Origin of the sequence: Streptomyces sp. NBC_00536 (assembly GCF_036346295.1) — a bacterium.
Taxonomy (GTDB): Bacteria; Actinomycetota; Actinomycetes; order Streptomycetales; family Streptomycetaceae; genus Streptomyces.
Genome location: NZ_CP107819.1, coordinates 5,212,236 through 5,229,795, shown reverse-complemented (window position 1 = coordinate 5,229,795; position 17,560 = coordinate 5,212,236). Strand labels below are relative to the sequence as shown.

At 71.3% G+C, this 17,560-nt stretch carries 20 protein-coding genes; 3 read left to right on the top strand and 17 right to left on the bottom strand.

Annotation, left to right across the window (positions count from 1 at the left end; genetic code table 11):
* Nucleotides 1-25: 25 nt before the first annotated feature.
* Nucleotides 26-457, bottom strand: coding sequence for a nuclear transport factor 2 family protein (locus OHS33_RS23345; RefSeq protein ID WP_330332353.1), 432 nt, complete (start codon nt 455-457; stop codon nt 26-28).
* A 104-nt stretch (nt 458-561) separates the two neighbouring features.
* Between OHS33_RS23345 and OHS33_RS23340 the strand changes: the two genes are divergently transcribed.
* A complete protein-coding gene (locus tag OHS33_RS23340; protein WP_330332352.1) occupies nt 562-1,143 on the top strand; it encodes a TetR/AcrR family transcriptional regulator in 582 nt (193 codons plus the stop codon).
* An 18-nt stretch (nt 1,144-1,161) separates the two neighbouring features.
* Here OHS33_RS23340 and OHS33_RS23335 read toward each other — a convergent pair whose 3' ends face one another.
* From OHS33_RS23335 to OHS33_RS23270, 14 genes are all read right to left on the bottom strand, one after another.
* Nucleotides 1,162-1,854, bottom strand: coding sequence for an OmpA family protein (locus OHS33_RS23335; RefSeq protein WP_330332351.1), 693 nt, complete (start codon nt 1,852-1,854; stop codon nt 1,162-1,164).
* Nucleotides 1,855-1,858: 4 nt separating this feature from the next.
* Nucleotides 1,859-2,446 carry a hypothetical protein gene (locus OHS33_RS23330; protein ID WP_330332350.1) on the bottom strand — a complete coding sequence of 196 codons (588 nt, stop codon included), beginning with the start codon at nt 2,444-2,446 and terminating at the stop codon, nt 1,859-1,861.
* Between the two features lie 30 nt (nt 2,447-2,476).
* Nucleotides 2,477-3,118 carry a pilus assembly protein TadG-related protein gene (locus OHS33_RS23325; RefSeq protein ID WP_330332349.1) on the bottom strand — a complete coding sequence of 214 codons (642 nt, stop codon included), beginning with the start codon at nt 3,116-3,118 and terminating at the stop codon, nt 2,477-2,479.
* Nucleotides 3,115-3,366 carry a hypothetical protein gene (locus OHS33_RS23320; RefSeq protein ID WP_443065340.1) on the bottom strand — a complete coding sequence of 84 codons (252 nt, stop codon included), beginning with the start codon at nt 3,364-3,366 and terminating at the stop codon, nt 3,115-3,117. Before OHS33_RS23320 ends, OHS33_RS23325 begins: the two co-directional genes overlap by 4 nt.
* A gap of 110 nt (nt 3,367-3,476) precedes the next feature.
* A complete protein-coding gene (locus OHS33_RS23315; RefSeq protein WP_330332348.1) occupies nt 3,477-4,175 on the bottom strand; it encodes a response regulator transcription factor in 699 nt (232 codons plus the stop codon).
* The gene (locus OHS33_RS23310) at nt 4,172-5,323 is read right to left on the bottom strand and encodes a sensor histidine kinase (RefSeq protein ID WP_330332347.1); all 1,152 of its coding nucleotides are present in this window, start codon (nt 5,321-5,323) and stop codon (nt 4,172-4,174) included. The genes OHS33_RS23315 and OHS33_RS23310 overlap by 4 nt, the downstream gene beginning before the upstream one ends.
* 104 nt (nt 5,324-5,427) lie before the next feature.
* Nucleotides 5,428-6,318, bottom strand: a complete 891-nt coding sequence (locus OHS33_RS23305) for a DUF5936 domain-containing protein (RefSeq protein ID WP_330335162.1) — start codon at nt 6,316-6,318, stop codon at nt 5,428-5,430.
* Nucleotides 6,319-6,391: 73 nt separating this feature from the next.
* On the bottom strand, nt 6,392-7,330 hold the full coding sequence (locus tag OHS33_RS23300; RefSeq protein WP_330332346.1) for a type II secretion system F family protein: 939 nt from the start codon (nt 7,328-7,330) through the stop codon (nt 6,392-6,394).
* Nucleotides 7,327-8,751 carry a CpaF family protein gene (locus tag OHS33_RS23295; RefSeq protein ID WP_330332345.1) on the bottom strand — a complete coding sequence of 475 codons (1,425 nt, stop codon included), beginning with the start codon at nt 8,749-8,751 and terminating at the stop codon, nt 7,327-7,329. Before OHS33_RS23295 ends, OHS33_RS23300 begins: the two co-directional genes overlap by 4 nt.
* The gene (locus OHS33_RS23290) at nt 8,748-9,089 is read right to left on the bottom strand and encodes a TadE/TadG family type IV pilus assembly protein (protein ID WP_330332344.1); all 342 of its coding nucleotides are present in this window, start codon (nt 9,087-9,089) and stop codon (nt 8,748-8,750) included. The genes OHS33_RS23295 and OHS33_RS23290 overlap by 4 nt, the downstream gene beginning before the upstream one ends.
* A 74-nt stretch (nt 9,090-9,163) precedes the next feature.
* Nucleotides 9,164-9,493, bottom strand: a complete 330-nt coding sequence (locus OHS33_RS23285; protein WP_330332343.1) for a TadE/TadG family type IV pilus assembly protein — start codon at nt 9,491-9,493, stop codon at nt 9,164-9,166.
* A 69-nt stretch (nt 9,494-9,562) separates the two neighbouring features.
* Nucleotides 9,563-10,873: an AAA family ATPase gene (locus OHS33_RS23280; RefSeq protein WP_330332342.1), complete on the bottom strand. Its 1,311-nt coding sequence runs from the start codon at nt 10,871-10,873 to the stop codon at nt 9,563-9,565.
* 7 nt (nt 10,874-10,880) lie between these two features.
* The gene (gene cpaB, locus OHS33_RS23275; RefSeq protein WP_330332341.1) at nt 10,881-11,582 is read right to left on the bottom strand and encodes a Flp pilus assembly protein CpaB; all 702 of its coding nucleotides are present in this window, start codon (nt 11,580-11,582) and stop codon (nt 10,881-10,883) included.
* 36 nt (nt 11,583-11,618) lie between these two features.
* A complete protein-coding gene (locus OHS33_RS23270; protein ID WP_330332340.1) occupies nt 11,619-12,569 on the bottom strand; it encodes a hypothetical protein in 951 nt (316 codons plus the stop codon).
* 405 nt (nt 12,570-12,974) lie between these two features.
* Between OHS33_RS23270 and OHS33_RS23265 the strand changes: the two genes are divergently transcribed.
* The gene (locus tag OHS33_RS23265) at nt 12,975-14,672 is read left to right on the top strand and encodes a chitinase (RefSeq protein ID WP_330335161.1); all 1,698 of its coding nucleotides are present in this window, start codon (nt 12,975-12,977) and stop codon (nt 14,670-14,672) included.
* Nucleotides 14,673-14,817: 145 nt separating this feature from the next.
* Nucleotides 14,818-16,158, top strand: coding sequence for a M14 family metallopeptidase (locus OHS33_RS23260; RefSeq protein WP_330332339.1), 1,341 nt, complete (start codon nt 14,818-14,820; stop codon nt 16,156-16,158).
* A gap of 62 nt (nt 16,159-16,220) precedes the next feature.
* Here OHS33_RS23260 and OHS33_RS23255 read toward each other — a convergent pair whose 3' ends face one another.
* Together OHS33_RS23255 and OHS33_RS23250 are read right to left on the bottom strand one after the other, a co-directional pair.
* Nucleotides 16,221-16,631 (bottom strand): RidA family protein, encoded by a 411-nt coding sequence (locus OHS33_RS23255; protein ID WP_330332338.1) that lies wholly within the window; start codon nt 16,629-16,631, stop codon nt 16,221-16,223.
* A gap of 2 nt (nt 16,632-16,633) precedes the next feature.
* Nucleotides 16,634-17,401, bottom strand: a complete 768-nt coding sequence (locus OHS33_RS23250) for an IclR family transcriptional regulator (protein ID WP_330332337.1) — start codon at nt 17,399-17,401, stop codon at nt 16,634-16,636.
* Nucleotides 17,402-17,560: the final 159 nt, after the last annotated feature.

Genomic DNA, 17,560 nt, shown 5'->3' with positions numbered 1-17,560 from the left:
CGGACCGCCGGACGGCCGGACGGGGTCAGGGCAGGCGGCGGTCCGCCGGGGTGATGGGGATGTCGTTGATGCTGGCTTCGCGGCGGCGCATGAGGCCGGTCGTGTCGAATTCCCACTGCTCGTTGCCGTGGCTGCGCCAACACTGGCCCGCCGTGTCGTGCCACTCGTACTCGAAGCGCACGGAGATCCGGTTGCCGGTGTACGACCACAGCTCCTTGCGCAGGCGGTAGTCGAGTTCGCGGCTCCACTTGTCGGCGAGGAAGGCCCGGATCTCGGCGCGGCCGGTGAGGAAGCGGTCGCGATTGCGCCAGACCGAGTCCTCGGAGTAGGCGAGGGCGACGCGGTCGGGGTCGCGGGTGTTCCAGGCGTCCTCGGCGGCCTGGACCTTGGCCCGGGCGGTTTCCTCCGTGAAGGGCGGCAGGAGTGCGGGCATGGGTGTGGGCAGGGGGGTGGGCATGGGGAGACACCTTTCGATGCGATGCCGCGAGAGTGGAGAACGTACGTTCTCACCGTAGAGAACGGGCGTTCTCGGCGCAAGCGGAATTGGACTACGCTGCCCCCATGGACGACGAAGAGGCCCGGACCCGACTGCTCGACGCGGCGGAGGCGCTGTTCTACGCCGAGGGCGTCCAGGCCGTCGGCATGGACCGCATCCGTACCGCGTCGGGGGTCCCGCTCAAGCGGCTGTACCGGGTCTTCCCCGCCAAGGACGCGCTGGTCGAGGCCTACCTGGACCGGCGCGACCGGCGGTGGATGGCGAGCCTGCGCGCGGCCGTGACCGCCGCCGGGCCGGAGCGGGGGGCCGCGGTGGCGGCGGTGTTCGACTGGCTGGCCGGGTGGTTCGCGGAACCCGGCTTCCGGGGGTGCGCGTTCCTGAACGCCCACGGGGAACTGGGGGCGGGACCGGCCGGGGTGCGGGAGGTCGTGCGGCGCCACAAGGAGCAGCTGCGGGAGCTGCTGGGCGAGGTGGCCGCGTCGCTGCCGGACGAGTCCTCCGCGTCGGCGGCGGAGCTGGCCGACCGGCTGATGATCCTGGTCGAGGGCGCGACGGCGGTGGCGGCGCTGGACCCCGGCCCGGCCGCCGCCCTGCGGGCGCGCGAGATGGCGGAACTGCTCCTCGCGGGGAGCGGGTCCCGCGGCTAAACCCCGGGGCGGGGCGGCCTACTTGTCGCTGCCGCGCGGGAAGGTGATCTCCACGCGGCGGTTCTTCTTGCGGCCCTCTTCGGTGCTGTTGTCGGCGATCGGGTAGTCCTCGCTGTACCCGCGGATGTCGAAGACGACGGCGGGGTTGGTGACGGTCTTGGCCAGCTCGGCATGCACGGCGTCGGCGCGCTGCTTGGAGAGTTCCTTGCCGTGCTCGTAGCTGCCCTGGTCGTCGGTGAAGCCGAAGACGCGGACGCGGGTGGCCTTCTGCTGGTTGATCTCGTTGGCGATGGCCAGGATGCGGGCGGCGGCCTGGGCGTTGAAGACGGCGCTGTTCTCGGGGAAGAGGACCTCCGACTGGAGCGCCATCATGACGTTCTGGTTGGTCTCCTGCCGGCGCTGTTCGCCGCCGAGGTCTTCCACGACCTCGGCGATGTCGAGCACCTTGGCGGGCGCGAGGGTGCCGCCCTGCGGGATCTTGAGCCCGGGTGAGTTGGAGTCGATGGCGACGGGTGCGGAGCTGGATGCCTCTGTCCCGGGCGGTACGGAGCCGGTCGGCGTGGCGCCCGTCGGCGTGGCGCCGGGGGGTGGGCTGGGCTTGTCGTCGGCGTGGGCGCTCGTCGCGCCGAGGAGGTGCCCCCCGGCGAGGATCAGCGCGGTCACGGCGATGGCGGCGGCCGCGCGGTGGTGTGTGCGTGAGCGTGTGGTCATGGGGTCACCCGGAGATTTTGATGGTGGCCGTGGCGAAGGTGGGGAGGTTGAAGTCGACCTCCGTGACGTTTGCGGGGGGTGCGGGGAACTGGGCGAAGAAGGGGACGCTTTCGCCGGCACCGATGCGTGTGAGGCCGATGGTGCACAGGCACCTGCCTTCCGTGTCACGAAGCACGTAGTACCGCTTCTTGCCGGCCTTGTCGATCAGGGTGACCCCCGCCACGGATGCTGCGCTCGCGCTGCGTTCATCACCACGCCAGGCGGCGGTCTCCACGAAGGCTTCGCTGCCGCCGTTCTTGATCTGCCCATTGACCGTGAGGAACCCGCCTTGGTCGCGTGCGGCCGAGTTGATCGTCAGCACAGTGCTGGACGGGCCGTTCACCGTAGCGAGGATCTGGGTAGGTGCCGGGCTCTGACTCCCATTCGGCGCAGGCGCCTGCGGGCTGCTGCCGGGCTGGGACGCCGCAGACGACTTCTGCGGCTCCTGCGGCTTGTCGCCGCCACCGCCGCATCCGGCCAGTGTGAGGGCCAAAGCCGCCGCAGTCACTACGGCCGCTCCCCCGCGGACCTTCACCGCGTGCCGCATGCTCATGTGTGCCGCTTCCTTTTCTCTCGTTCGCTATCAGTCGACCAGTCGTACGCTGAACAGGCTTCTGGCCAGCGTGTTCCACGGCTTTGGATGCAGAGGGTCGAACTGGATATCGGCGCTGCCATCACATTCAATGGCGACGGATGGAGGTGTCTCCGCACCTGCGCCGCCCGGTGCGGGGGTGGGCGTCGGTGCCGGGTCGGGCTTCGTCGAGCCTGCACCAAGGTGGCAGCGGGGTTCGATCGCGGCAGTGGCCTTGGCCGCACCGTGCATGTCTTCGGTACCGGGCACCACCGAGCTTCCCACCGTCCCATTCGTCCGCACCACCACGGCGAAGCGAAGCAGGCTGTGCGTGCACGTCGCCGTCGCATCATTCATGCTGGCGAAGTCTCCGGCCTTGGAGCAGGCGGTGTCGATGTTCAAGAACGCCCCTTGGAGCAGCTTCTCCCAGTCCTCGGGCTTGAGAGTGGTGAGATCCAGACCCGGCTGCAAGTGGTCCCTGGCCTCGCGCGCCGCAGCCAATGCGGCCGCGTCAGCGGCCCCTTGCGCATCGCTCCGCGTGACCGCCGCCTGCGCGATGACGAAAAAGGCGAGCGCAGCAAAGAGCAGGCCCGCCACCATCACGACATAGATGGGGAAGGCCTGTCCTCGATCACCTCGACTTGCTGCGGTCAACTGCCGCCGGCCTTGATGCTCTCGACCGCCTTGGCGATCTTGTTCGTGATCGCCGTTCCGATGCCCGAGCCGACGATCGCTCCGATGATCACCACGACCACCAGGATGATTCCCAGGTACTCGAACGCCGTCTGGCCGCGGTCCCCGTTGGCGGAGCGCTTGCGGAGGTTCGTCATGGCCGTGTCCGTCCATCCGCTCACGCGGATCTTCGTGCGCACGGTCGCCTTCAGCAGCGTGCTGTGTGACATAGAGGGGTCCTCCCGGTCCGGTGCCGCTGTCGATTTGCGGACCGTACGGGGTGGGGGTGGGGGAGCCCAAGGGTCCCGGGGCCCAATTACGGACCCAATGCGCTCGGCGTCTACCCATGGCCGGTCACTCCTGGACGGGCGGTTCCCAGCCAGCGGGCTATGGCCTCGCTGCGGGTGGTGCTCTGGAGCTTCGCGAAGATGCGGTTGATGTGGTTCTTGACCGTCTTCTCGCTGATGAAGCAGGTGGCGGCGATCTGCTGGTTGCTCATTCCGGAAGCGATCAAGTCCATTACCTCCACCTCCCTCGAACTCAGGCCGTAGACGGCGTGGTTGTGGTGCTGCAAGGAAGACTGTGCCACAACTCGTTGCGGTTGCGAAGAGTTTCGGAGGTTCGCGAGCAAGATGCTCGACGGGGTCGAGGTGAAGTTCGCGCGGCCGTCGTGGGCGTCGCGGATCGCCGACGTCAGCTGGTCCGGGGTGAATTCGCCGTGGACGAGGTAGCCCGCCGCGCCCAGCAGGAGGGATTCCCGGACGATTTCGGATTCCCGGCTGTAGGTCAGCATCAGTACGGGCGCCAGCTGGACCAGGTGCGGGAGGGCCGAGATGCCGTCCACGCCCGGCATCCGGACGTCCAGCAGGACCACGTCGGGGCGGTGGGCGCGGGTCAGGTGGAGGGCGCCGCGGCCGTCGGCCGCTTCGGCGACCACCTGGAGGTCCTCGTGGGTGGCGAGCAGGGCGGCCAGGCCCGCCCGGACGACCGGGTTGTCGTCCGCGATCAGGATGCGGAGCGGGGGGACGGGGGGTGTCATGCCGGCCCCCGTGGCGGGATGGGGAGCGGCAGGGTCACGCGGACCTCCGTGCCCGACGGGGTGGCGGGGGTGACGGTCAGGTCCGCGCCGATCGCGGCCGCCCGTTCCCGCATGCCCAGCAGGCCGAAGTGGCCCGCCGACCGCAGGGCGGTGGCCGTCGCGTCCACGGCGAGGCCGCGGCCGTCGTCCCGGACGGTGAGGGTGAGCAGGCCGCCGGTGACGGACGCCGTCACCGTCGTCCGGGTCGCCGCCGCGTGGCGGCGGCTGTTCTCCAGGGCCTCGCCGGTGATGGCGAGGAGGTGGCGGCGTACCCGTGGCGGGCAGTCCGGGAGGAGGTCCGGAGGAGTGGAGACGCGTACTCCCTCGAACTGGGCGGCCAGGCCCGTCAGTTCGGCCGCCAGTGGGGGCGCGGGGGTGGCGTCCGCCTCGCGGAGGTCGCACAGCAGCTCGCGGGATTCCGCCGCCGCGCGGCGGGCCGCGCGGGCGATCAGGGCGGCCTGGCCGCGTACCGCTTCGGGGTCGGCCGTGCGGCCCAGCGCGTCCGCCGCCAGGGCCAGGCCGTGCAGGGTCTTGGACACCGAGTCGTGCATCTCCCGGGCAAGCCGGGCCCGTTCGTCGCGGACGGCTTCGGCCACGGCGAGCCGGGCCCGGGTCTCGGTCAGGGCCCGGCTCGCCTCGCCGACGCGCAGCAGCAGTCCGCGCAGGCTGGATCCGGCCGCGCCCGCGAGCAGGCACAGGGTGGCCAGGAGGTACGCCGCGGGCACGTGGTGGGCCAGTGCGGCCACGGACACCGCCTGGAAGGCGGCGTACAGGGCCGATCCGCGCCATCCCTGGACCAGCCCGGCGAGCAGCGGGGTGCACACCGAGACGAAGCCGAGCGGGGATTCGGGGCCGGCGGTGATCAGCAGCAGGGCGCTGAAGGTCATGTCGACGGCGAGCAGCCAGGGGTGGCGCAGCAGCAGCGGGCCGAAGCGCTCCCAGTCACGGAAGAGGGCGTACGAGGACATGAACACGGTCAGCAGCGCGCCCGAGACCAGCCACAGCGGCAGGCCGGGCGCGGTGTGGGTGAGCGCGAGGGGGGCGCCGAGGGCGATCATCACCAGCCGGAAGGCGAAGACCTGACGGCAGAGGGCCTGGAGCGCGTTCACCTGGAGGGGGAGGGGGAGCGATGCCCTCCGCCTCCAGTGGGTGCGCGAAGCACGCATCGCGTGCCCGCCCCGAGAGCCCGTGTAGGACAGTGCGGCCATCGTCGTCAGCCACCCCCCAGGATCGCGCCGAAGTCGACGTTCGCGCCGTAGACGAAGCCGCAGACCAGCAGGATCAGCGTGCCGGGCAGCATGAACATCGTGACCGCGAAGGTCGCCTTGGGGACCGCGCGGGCGGCCCGGCGGCGGGCGTTCTGGGCGTCCGTACGGCGCATGTCCTCGGCGATCGCGATCAGCGTGTCGACGATGGGCGAGCCCAGTTCCTCGCCCTGCTGGAGGGCGGTGACGAACTGCGCGACCTGTTCCGAGTCGTTGCGCCGGCGCAGCTCGTCGAAGGCCTGGCGGCGGCTGACGCCCATGTTCATCTGCTGGAGGGTGATGCGCACTTCGTCGGCCCACGGGCCCTCGTACTTGTCCGCGACCCGCTCCAGCGCCTGCCGGAAGCCGAGTCCGGCGCTCACCACGACGGCGAGCACGTCGAGGAAGTCGGGCAGGATCCGTTCGATGTGGTCGCGGCGGACCCGGATCGCCGACCACAGGCCGACCTCGATCCAGAACAGCCCGAACGCCACCATCAGCAGTGCCGCGACCAGCTGGCCGTTGATCAGCATGGCGAAGGCGCCGAGGGCGCCGAGGGCCCCGTACACCGCGCGCCGCGCCGCGTAGCGGTCGATGGTGAGACCGGCCGGGTTGCCCGCCATGTCGATCTGGCGGCGCTTGCGGGCGACCCGGTCCTGGCCCATCAGGCGCAGTACGAGCGGCGCCCAGCGGATGCCCAGCCGGTCGACGAGGGAGCCGACGGCGGTGGTGCGCGAGGCGCCGACCTCCAGGGCGAGGGCCAGGTCGGTGGGGAGTTTGGTGTCGGCGCGGTAGAGCCGCAGGCCGTGGAAGGCGCCGAAGACGCACAGGCCGACGGTCACGGCCAGGACCGGTCCGATCCATCCGCTGGTGGCGATCTCCGCGGCCAGGAGGACAGGGGGCACAGGAACAGGGGTCATCATCCGGCGGCCCTCACACGTCGATCTTGGACAGGCGGCGGATGAGGACGAACCCCAGGGCGAAGAGGCCGAGGGCGACGAGCACCGCGGTCTGCCCGATGAACGCGCCCGTCATCCGGTCCAGCGCGCCCGGCATCATCGCGTTCACCAGGAGCAGTGACGCCAGTCCGATGACGGGCACCAGGTAAGCGGTCACCGTGACCTGGGAGAGCTGCGTACGGATCTCGCGCCGCGTCTCCTTGCGCTGCTCCAGGGTGACCGTGAGGTTGCGCAGACTGCCTACGATCGCCCCGCCCGCCCGCGCGGACAGCACCAGCGTGGACACCAGGACGACCAGCTCGCGCGAGGGCAGCCGTTCGGCGATCTCCCCCAGGGCCTCCTCGATGGAGTGTCCGACGGCCAGCCGGTCGGCGACCCGGGAGAGTTCCTCGCCCGCGGGCGCCTCCAGTTCCTCGGCGGCGATGCCGATGGCGGTGCGCAGGGCGAGGCCGGCCTGGGTGGCGTTGGCCAGGATCCGGGCCAGTTCGGGGAGCTGGTTGATGAAGCGTTCCGTACGCCGGGCCCGCTGCCAGTTCAGGAAGGCGTTGGCCGCCCAGAGCCCGGTCAGGCCCGCCACCGGGCCGAAGAAGGGGGCGAGGAAGGCGGCGGAGAGCAGCCATGCGCCCGCGACGGCGGCCAGTACGTAGACGAAGAACTCGCCGGGGGTCACGTCGAGTCCGGTCGTGGCGAGCTTCAGCTCGATCCGGCGGCCGAGCGCGGTCGTGCGCAGCCTGCGGTCGAGGGCGGGGAAGCGGCGCGTGCGGCCGGAGGGCGGGGGCTCGCCGCTCGCCGAGAGCCGTTCGATGAGGGCCGCGCGCTGGGCGCGTCCGGCGGCGTACGCGTGCACGCCGAGGACGACCAGCAGGCCGGCCAGCAGGGTGGCTCCGAGGGTGAGGAGCACGAGAGTGTTCACAGGACGGTCCGGGGGTCGAGCGGATCGAGCAGGTCGTGCGGATGCGGCAGCTGGAGAGGCTGATGCGGTGGGTGGTGTGGCGGCTGGTGCGGTTGCCGGTACGGTCCGGCGGCGCCGGGCATCGCGACCCCGAAGGCCTGCGGGACCGGCTGGTTGTTCATGTACAGCCGGTCCGCGATGCGGCGCGGCAGCGGGCCGTACTCGAAGTACCCGTGGACGCGGCCGTCCGGTCCCGGGGGCTGGGCGGCGTACCGGCAGACGGTGGTGATCCGGAACGGTTCGCGGCCGTGCGAGTCGAGGATGGAGATCTCGGTGATCCGGCGGGAGCCGTCGCCGAAGCGGGTCAGCTGGACGATGACGTTCACGGCGCTGTTGATCTGGTCCTGGAGCGCCTCGAAAGGGATCTCTACCTCCGACATCGACGCGAGGGTCTGGAGGCGCATCAGGGCGTCCTCGGAGCTGTTCGCGTGGACGGTGGCGAGCGAGCCGTCGTGGCCGGTGGACATGGCCTGGAGCATGTCGAGGGTCTCGCCGCCGCGGACCTCGCCGACGATGATGCGGTCGGGGCGCATGCGCAGGGAGTTGCGGACGAGGTCGCGGATGGTGATGCGGCCCTTGCCCTCGACGTTCGCCGGGCGCGATTCGAGGCGGATCACGTGCGGCTGCTGGAGCTGGAGTTCGGCGGAGTCCTCGATGGTGATGATCCGCTCGCCCTCGGGGATCAGGCCGGAGAGGGCGTTGAGGAGGGTGGTCTTGCCGGTGCCGGTGGCGCCGGAGACGATCACGTTCATCTTCGCCTGGACCAGCCCGGACAGCAGGAGCAGCATCTGCTCGTCGAGCGAGCCGAGGCCGATCATCTCGTGCAGGGTGAAGGCGCGCGGGAAGCGGCGGATGGTGAGGGTGGCGCCGGTCAGCGAGAGCGGCGGGATGATGACGTTGACGCGCTCGCCGCTGGGCAGCCGTGCGTCGACCATCGGATTGGCCTCGTCCACGCGGCGGTTGACGGTGGAGACGATGCGTTCGATGGTCTGCATGAGCTGGTCGTGGGAGGCGAAGCGGAGCGGGAGCTGCTCGACCCGGCCGCCGCGCTCCACGAAGATCTGGTCGGGTCCGTTGACCATGATCTCGGAGATGGAGGGGTCTTCGAGGAGCGGTTCGAGCACGCCGAGCCCGAGGGCTTCGTCCACGACCCGGCGGATCAGCTGGGCGCGTTCGACCGTGGAGAGGACGGGCCCTTCGCGGCTGATGATGTGCCCGAGTACGCGCTCCAGACGCGCCCGGCGCTCGGCGGGCGCGAGCGCGGACATCTCGGCGAGGTCGATCTCCTCCAGCAGTTTGGCGCGGTAGGCGGAGACCAGGCGGCCGTCCTCGCGGGGGCCGTGCCGGTCGTCGGGGGTGCTGACCCGGGAACGCAGGCTCATGGTGCGGTCACCTTCGGGTCGTCGTTGGGCATGACCGCGGTGCGGGTGGCGTCGGGGACGCTCAGCCCGGGCACGATGGAGTTGACGGAGATGGTCACCGTCACCGTCACCGCGTCAGCGTTCTTGGAGACCGAGATCTTGGCGCGGGAGGCGAGTCCGCCGCTGATGGCCGCCTTGCCCGCGGCCTCGCCGCCGCCGCCGGTACGGGCCTCCACGCGGGCGGCCGTCCGGGCAGCGGTGTCGGCCTGCTCGTGGACGTAGCCGATCCAGCCCAGCTGGATGCCGCAGAGCCCGACGAACAGCACGATGGGCACGAACCCGATGTATTCCAGGGCCACTTGGCCACGGTCGGAGCGGCCGGAGCGGCCGGTCCGCCTGTTCCTGTACCCCTTCATGTCCCTCCTCACCCCCCTCACCTCGCGCTCTCCTTGGCGGAGCCGCCCTCGCCGACGATCGGGACGCCGATGTCCAGACCCGGGTAGAAGACCGGGAGGTTGAGGGTGACCGTCGCCTTGTAGATGTCGCCGGAGGTTCCGCAGGTGGAGGTCATCGCCCAGGCGCCGCCGATGTGCCGGCCCGCCGCGGCCGCACAGGCGCCGTCGCCGCGGGCCGCGCCCGCGCGGGCCGCCTCGTCCGCCGCGTTGCCCGCCAGCGAGAAGGCGTAGCCGATCAGTACGCACTCCCACACGGCGGCCACCAGCAGCAGGATCAGCGGCACCGTCCCCAGGAACTCGATGGCCACCTGCCCCCGGTCACGCTCCTCGCCCCGGCCGGGCCGTCCCCACGTGCCACGCCCCCCGGCGCGCACCCCTCAGCCCTCCCCGGTCCGGCGCCGCCACGGGCCGACCGAGCCGCGGTCGCCGCCGCGCAGCCGGGCCACCCCGGCGCTCGCGCGCACCGCGAGGGCGCCGCCGGGCGCGGCCGGGGGCGCGGCGTCGGCGGCGGGGTCGGGGGCGGTCAGCAGGCCGAGTTCCCCGGCCAGGGTCCACAGGGCCTGCTTGACGGTGGAGCGGTTGTCGAGGTCCTGGACCCGGCCCGCGTCCACGACGGCCTGGAGTTCCTTGAAGGCGGCCGGGACCGGGGTCCGGGTGGCCCGGGTCTTGGTGATCTTCTGGATGAGCGGGGGCTGGATCTCGGTGTGCTTGGTCCAGCGGTTGACGACCATGGAGGTCTCCTCGGCCTTGCGGATCTGGAGCCGTTCCCACATCCGCACCATCCGCTTGGCGGCGCGTACGGCGACCACGTCCGGGGTGGTGACCAGGACCGCCACGTCCGCGCTCTCCACGGCGGTGGCGCTGGCCCCGGTCAGCTGGGTGCCGCAGTCGATGACGACGAGGTCGTAGCGGCCGCGCAGGGCTCCGATGATCTGGCGGGCGGCCCGTTCGTCGACCTCCTCGCCGCGTTCGCCCTCGCCGGGGGCCAGCAGCAGGGCGAGCCCGGTGCGGTCGTCGTACACGGCGTCCTGGAGCACCCGCGGCGAGATGTCCTGGATCCCGGCGAGGTCGGCGATGGAGCGCCGGAACTGCACGTCGAGGTAGGAGCCGACGTCCCCGGCCTGGAGGTCCATGTCGACCAGTGCGGTACGCCGCCCCGAGGCGGCGGCGGCCAGGGCGAACTGGACGGCGGTGAAGGTGGTGCCGACCCCGCCCTTGGCCCCGGTGACGGTGACGACCCGGCCGCCAGGGCCGGGCAGTACGTCGGGGCCGCGGCCCAGGTGGCGGCGTACGCCCACGGACCACTGGGCGGCGGCCTGGACGCGGGCGGCGAGTTCCTCGTAGGCCAGCGGCAGCCCGATCAGTCCGCGGGCGCCGGAGTCCATGGCGGCGGAGAACAGGCCGGGGCCCGCGCCGGAGCTGACCAGGATGACGCCGACGGCGGGGAAGCGCAGGGCGACTTCGCGGATGAGTTCCAGGGCGGGGACGGGGCCGATCCGTTCGTGGACCAGCACCACCTCGGGCAGTTCGTCGAGGGATTCCGCGGCGAGGCGGGCCAGGGTGTCGAGGAGCGCGGTGGAGTCGGGCACGGGGGAGGCCGGCTCGGCCTCGGGGAGCTGGCTGAGCAGGGTGATGATGGAGCGGGCAGCCTCCGGGTCGCTGACCGCCGGGAGGATTCGGGTGGTCATCCGGGCCTCACTTGTCCCCGTCGAGGGTGTACGTGCGGTCGCCCGGGGCGGGCGCCGATTCGGTGCCGGGGGCCACGAGGGCCAGGCGGACGTGCGCCGCGAAGGACTCGGCGTAGGCGACGCGCTGGGTGTCCTTGGTGTTGAGGGCGAAGGTGATCGGCACGACCTCGGCCGGTCCGGTGCGGCTGCTGTCCTTGTCGAGGGAGGTCAGCTTGCCGACGTTGATGACGCGGGCGTTGGCCACGATGATCACCGAGCGGGACGGGTCGGACTCCTTGGCGCCCTTGAAGGTGGCGATGATGTTGACCTTGGCTCCGGAGTAGATCTTTCCGGCCACTCCGGTCGCCGCGTCGATCATGATGGCGATCTCCTGCTCACCGGCCTGGAGCTGCGGCTTGTCGACGACCATGTCGCTCTGGAGCAGGGAGCCCTTGCGCAGGGTGGTGAGCGCGATCTTGTCCCGGACCGCGCCGAGGTCGGTGACGGCGGTGGTGGAGAGCCAGCGCTTGGGGACCTTGATCTCCTCGAACTGGCCCGCGTTCAGGGGACTGTAGGGAGCGATGTCGCCCTTGGCCCGGTACGCCACCACCTCGGGGCCGACCTTCGAGTTGACGTCACCGATCACCACCAGCACCCCGGCGATGGCGCCGAGGGCGCACAGGACCGACAGGAGCAGCAGGATGACGCCGCGGCGCTGGCGTGAGTTCATGGCCGGGACTACCTCGTCGTTCTTCGTTCGGGCCGGTCAGGATCCGGGGCGGGACGCGGGGCGGGAGGCGGGGCCGTTCGCGGAGCGGGCTCCGGGGACGGCCGCGGGTGGGGCGACGAGCGGGGCGGCGCAGAATCCGCAGCGGTCACCGATGAGTTCGGCCCCGCACCAGCGGCACTGCTCGCGGCGGACGGAGGCGACCAGCTGGTAGAGCATGGCGATGTCGGGGATGGCCGCGGCGAACTCGACGAGCTTGCCGGTGGCCCACCAGGCCGGTGAGTCGGCGGGCAGTGGGTTCTCCATGACGCCCTGGACCTGCCAGGCGGGGGCGAGTTCGGCGGTGACCCAGTCGGAGGCGAGCTGGCCCCGGGCGAAGGTGAGGTGGGTGGCGAAGCCGGGTCCGGGCGGCAGTGCGACGCCCCCCGGACCCGGCTTCGCGCCGTGCGCTCCGCCGCCCCCGCCCGAACCGCCGCCCGGGGCGCCGAGCTTGACCAGGTACGGCTCGGGGTGGGCGAGTACGGCGAACTGGGCGCCCGGGGTCCAGGACTTGGCGTGGGCCTTGAGGCCGACCGGGACCCGGTCGAGCTTGGCCACGGTGCCCAGGAGGGCGCCCGCGTAGATGTAGTGGGAGAGCAGCCGGGCCGCGGAGGCGATGATTCCGGGACTGAAATCGCACACGCTGATCTGGCGCAGCTGACGCACCAGCAGGGCGGTGCCCAGCGGCGGCAGATCGGTGCCGATGAGCGCGATCCGGTCGCTTTCCAGGATGGCCCGTACGGTGTGCAGCCGACGGACCGTGGCGGCCGGGAGCCAGGACGGCACGACGGCCACGAGGTGCCCGTGCCGCTCCAGTAAGGCCGTGGTCTCGGCGAGCGAGCCCTCCAGGTCCAGCTGCTCCGGCGGGTGCAGCACGGCGGCCGCCGGGGTGTGCCGGTCGGGGGCGGGCAGCACCAGATCGGCACTGGTGACAGCGATGGCGGTCGGCACGCGAATCCCCCTGTTCACCCCGTACGCCGCGGACGTTCACGACACGGCCGCGTCCGCGCACATGCTGCGCGACCGCAAACGACCGACGCGTTTCCCTCCTGCCCGAGCACCATATCCGCGTCCTCCCTGGCGGGGCAGGGCCTTGCCGATTCCCGTGCCACGGGCACGTGTCACAGGTGGCCAAAAACCCGGACAACAAGGAACTGACGGGTGGCCATTTCCGGCCACATCGCAAAGACCCTTGACACGAGGATTGGTCTGGACCAACTTGGCTACCAGCTTGGCGGCCACCTCGGCGACCAACTCGATGCCGGGGCACCCCACTTGCCCCGAACCCGCCACTCCCCACCGCATTCCCCCATCCCCACCGTCCCACTCCCCCCACCGGAGTTGTCCGTGAAACGCATGCGCACGCTCGCCCTGCTGGGCGCCACCACCCTCACCGCCGCGGGGCTGACCGCCCTCGCCGCCGGTACCGCACAGGCCGCCGACGTCAACGTCGCCCGCAACGGAGGCTTCGAGTCCGGCCTGTCCAACTGGAGCTGCACCGGCTCCAGCGGCGCGGCCGTCTCCTCCCCCGTCTTCGCCGGCACCGGCGCCCTCAAGGCCACCCCCGCGGGCCAGGACAACGCCCAGTGCAGCCAGACCGTCACGGTCAAGCCGAACTCGACGTACACCCTGAGCACGCAGGTCCAGGGCTCCTACGTCTACCTCGGCGCGACCGGCACCGGCACCCAGGACGTCTCCACCTGGACCCCCGGCTCGGGCTCCGGCTGGCAGAAGCTGTCCACCACCTTCACCACCGGCCCCGGCACCACCCAGGTCACCGTGTGGACGCACGGCTGGTACGGCCAGAGCGCCTACTACGCCGACGACTTCAGCGTCTTCGGCCCCGACGGGGGCGGCGGCACCGACCCGGGGCCCTCCGTCCCCGGCGCCCCGGCCGGGCTCGCGGTTTCCGGCCAGAGCCAGAACGCGCTCACCCTTTCGTGGAACGCGGTCAGCGGAGCCACCGGCTACTACGTCTACCAGGACGGCGTCCGGGTCAAGACGGTCACCGGAGCCACCTCGGCGCAGCTCCAGAACCTGGCCGCGTCCACGACGTACTCCCTCCAGGTGAGCGCGTACAACCAGGCCGGCGAGAGCCCGCGCTCGGCGGCCGTCAGTGGCACCACGACCGGCGGCGGGGGCAACCCGGACCCGAACCCGAACCCGTCCGTGCCCAAGCACGCGCTGACCGGCTACTGGCAGAACTTCAACAACGGCGCGACCGTCCAGAAGCTCTCCGACGTCCAGGCGCAGTACGACATCATCGCGGTCTCCTTCGCCGACGCCACGACCACGCCCGGCGCCATCTCCTTCACCCTCGACTCGGCCGGCCTGGGCGGCTACACGGTCGCCCAGTTCAAGGCGGACCTCGCGGCGAAGAAGGCGGCCGGGAAGTCGGTCGTCCTCTCGATCGGCGGCGAGAAGGGCACGATCTCGGTCAACGACTCCGCCTCGGCCAACAACCTGGCGAATTCGGCCTACGCCCTGATGCAGGAGTACGGCTTCAGCGGGATCGACATCGACCTGGAGAACGGCCTCAACCCGACCTACATGACCCAGGCGCTGCGCTCCCTGGCCCAGAAGGCCGGCCCGTCCTTCGTCCTGACGATGGCCCCGCAGACCATCGACATGCAGTCGACGCAGGGCGGCTACTTCAAGACGGCGCTGGCGGTCAAGGACATCCTCACCGTCGTCAACATGCAGTACTACAACAGCGGCTCGATGAACGGCTGCGACGGCAAGGTCTACTCCCAGGGCTCGGTGGACTTCCTCACCGCGCTGGCCTGCATCCAGCTGGAGGGCGGCCTCGACCCCTCGCAGGTGGGCCTGGGCGTCCCGGCCTCGCCCAGCGGCGCGGGCAGCGGTTACGTCTCGCCGACGGTCGTGAACAACGCGCTGGACTGCCTGGCGAAGGGCACGAACTGCGGATCGTTCAAGCCGTCCAAGACCTACCCGGGCGTGCGCGGCGCGATGACCTGGTCGACCAACTGGGACGCCAAAGCGGGTGGCGCTTGGTCCAACGCGGTGGGTCCGCACGTCCACGGCCTGCCGTAACGGGTACCTGTGGGGGTGGCCGTTTCCCGGCCCGTGACCGGATCCCGACGCTTGACCGGTTTCGGGCCCTTGACCGGGACATGCCACGGGCGGACGCTGTGCGCGTCCGCACGGCTACCCCCACACTCCCCACCCAGGAGAACGCATGCGGCTCCACGCCCGCCGAAGGGCCGCCGTCACGGCGGCCCTGCTGGCGCTCGCGCTCGGCGCACCCGTCTACGGCATGAGCGCGGCCACGGCCTCACCACCGCCCACGCCGTCCACCCAGACCCAGGACGAGGCGATCGTCCAGTACCGCATCCACGGCCCCTCCTCGGCCGCCGACCGTACGGCGCTGCTCTCGACCGGCGTGTCGATCGACGAGGTGGACGACCACACCGTCGTCGTCAGCGCCGACCCCCAGCAGGCCAAGAGCCTGCGCGCACGCGGCTACCAGCTGACCGCGCTGGCCGGCCCGCCGGACCGCTCGATGCCCGGCATCGCCGCCCTCCCCTTCGACTTCCCGCCGGCCGACTCGAAGTACCACAACTACGCCGAGGCGAGCGCGGAGATCGACCAGGACATCGCCGCCTACCCGAACATCATGAGCAAGCAGGTGATCGGGAAGTCCTACCAGGGCCGGGACATCGTCGCCATCAAGATCAGCGACAACGTCGCCACCGACGAGAACGAGCCCGAGGTGCTCTTCACCGCGCACCAGCACGCGCGCGAGCACCTCACCGTCGAGATGGCCCTCTACCTGCTCAAGGAGTTCGGCTCCAAGTACGGCACCGACCCGCGGATCACCAGCATGGTCAACGGCCGCGAGATCTGGGTCGTGCCGGACCTCAACCCGGACGGCGGCGAGTACGACATCGCCTCCGGCTCCTACCGGTCCTGGCGCAAGAACCGGCAGCCCAACTCCGGCTCCTCCGCCGTCGGCACCGACGAGAACCGGAACTGGAACTACAAGTGGGGCTGCTGCGGCGGCTCCTCCAGCAGCAAGAGCTCCGAGACCTACCGCGGCGCGGCCGGCGAGTCGGCGCCCGAGGTCAAGGTCGTCGCGGACTTCGTGCGGAGCCGGGTCATCGGCGGCAAGCAGCAGATCAAGGCCTCCATCGACTTCCACACGTACAGCCAGCTGGTCTTGTGGCCGTACGGCTGGACCTACAACGACACCGCCCCGGGCCTGACGGCGGACGACCTCGCGGTCTACAAGACGATCGGCACCAGCATGGCCGCGAGCAACGGCTACACCCCCGAGCAGTCGAGCGACCTGTACATCACGGACGGGACGATCGACGACTGGCTGTGGGGCACGCAGAAGATCTTCACCTACACCTTCGAGATGTACCCCGGTGAGTCCGGCAGCGGCGGCGGGTTCTACCCGCCCGACGAGGTGATCGACCGCGAGACCGCGCGCAACAAGGACGCGGTGCTCCAGCTCCTGGAGAACGCCGACTGCATGTACCGCTCGATCGGCAAGGCGGCGCAGTACTGCGCCTAATGCACGAGGGGGGCGCACCTCCGCCGGAGGGCGCCCCCACCCGCACACCGGGTCCGGTCGGCTCAGCCGAGGACGGCGAGCGCGTCGATCTCCACCAGCAGCCCGGCGGGCAGACCGACGTAGACCGTGGTGCGGGCGGCCGGGGCGGCCTTCAGGCCCTGCTCCTCGAAGTAGGCGTTGTAGATCTCGTTCATCTCGGCGAAGTGCCCGGTGTCGGTCAGGTACACGCGGATCATCATCGCGTCGTCCCAGCTCGCCCCGCCCGCCTCCAGCACCGAGCGGACGTTCTCCAGTGTCTGGAGGGTCTGCTCGCGCAGCGTGGGCCCGGCGGGCGTCGGCGGCTGACCGGCCACCGCGGGCAGGAAGCCGACCTGCCCGGCGACCTGCAGGATGTTCCCCTTGCGCACGCCGTGCGAGAACTTCGCGGGCGGCGCGGTGTGGGTGGCGGGGGTGACGGCGCTCTTCTCGCTCACGCTCAGGATTCCTCTTTCATCTCTGGGGAGCCGGAGCCCGAATACTCCTGGCTGATGACCTCGGCGCTGCGCCGCACCAGCGGCAGCAGGCCGAGCAGTTCCTCCGCGGAGACCACCACGTTCGGCGCCGACAGCGACATCGCGGCCACGACCCGCCCGTCGGCCCCGCGCACGGGCGCTCCCACGCAGTTGATCGAGTCCTCGTGCCCGCCGAGGTCCGCCGCCCAGCCCTGTTCCCGTACGAGCTCCAGCTCGCGCAGGAAGGCATCGGCGTCCGGGACCGAGCGGGCCGTGTACCGCGGGTACTCGATCCGCGCGGCGAGCGCGCGTCGCTCGCCCTCCGGCAGGTCGGCGAGCAGCAGCTTGGCGACGGCGGCGACGGTCAGCGCGACGGGCTTGCCGATGCGCGAGTACATCCGGACCGGATAGCGGCTGTCGACCTTGTCGATGTAGACGACCTCGTCGTCCTGGTGGACGGCCAGGTGCACCGTGTGCCCGGTGCGGGCGCCCAGTTCGACGAGGTGGGGGTGGGCGATCTCGCGCACGTCGAGGTTCTCGACGGCCTCGGCGGCGAGGGCGAAGAGGCTCGCGCCGAGGCGGTACCGGCCGTCGGGCTGGCGGTAGACGAGCCCGTGCGCGTGCAGGGTGCGCAGCAGCCGCAGCGCGGTGCTCTTGTGCACGTCCAGCTCGCGCGCGACCTCCCCGAGGTCCGCCGCCCCACGGGCGAGCAACGGCAGGATGCCGAGCGCACGGTCGACCGACTGGCTCATGCCGCCTTCTTTCGTTCCGGCCCCGCCTGGCAGGCTGCTGGCCGCAGGCAATTCCAGCTCCACCCGGGGGTCCGGGCCGCCGCAGGCAACCCCCGCTCCACCTGGGAAGCTGGGTCGCCGCAGCCAATCTCAGCCCCGCCGGCGATTGAGGCGCCCCCG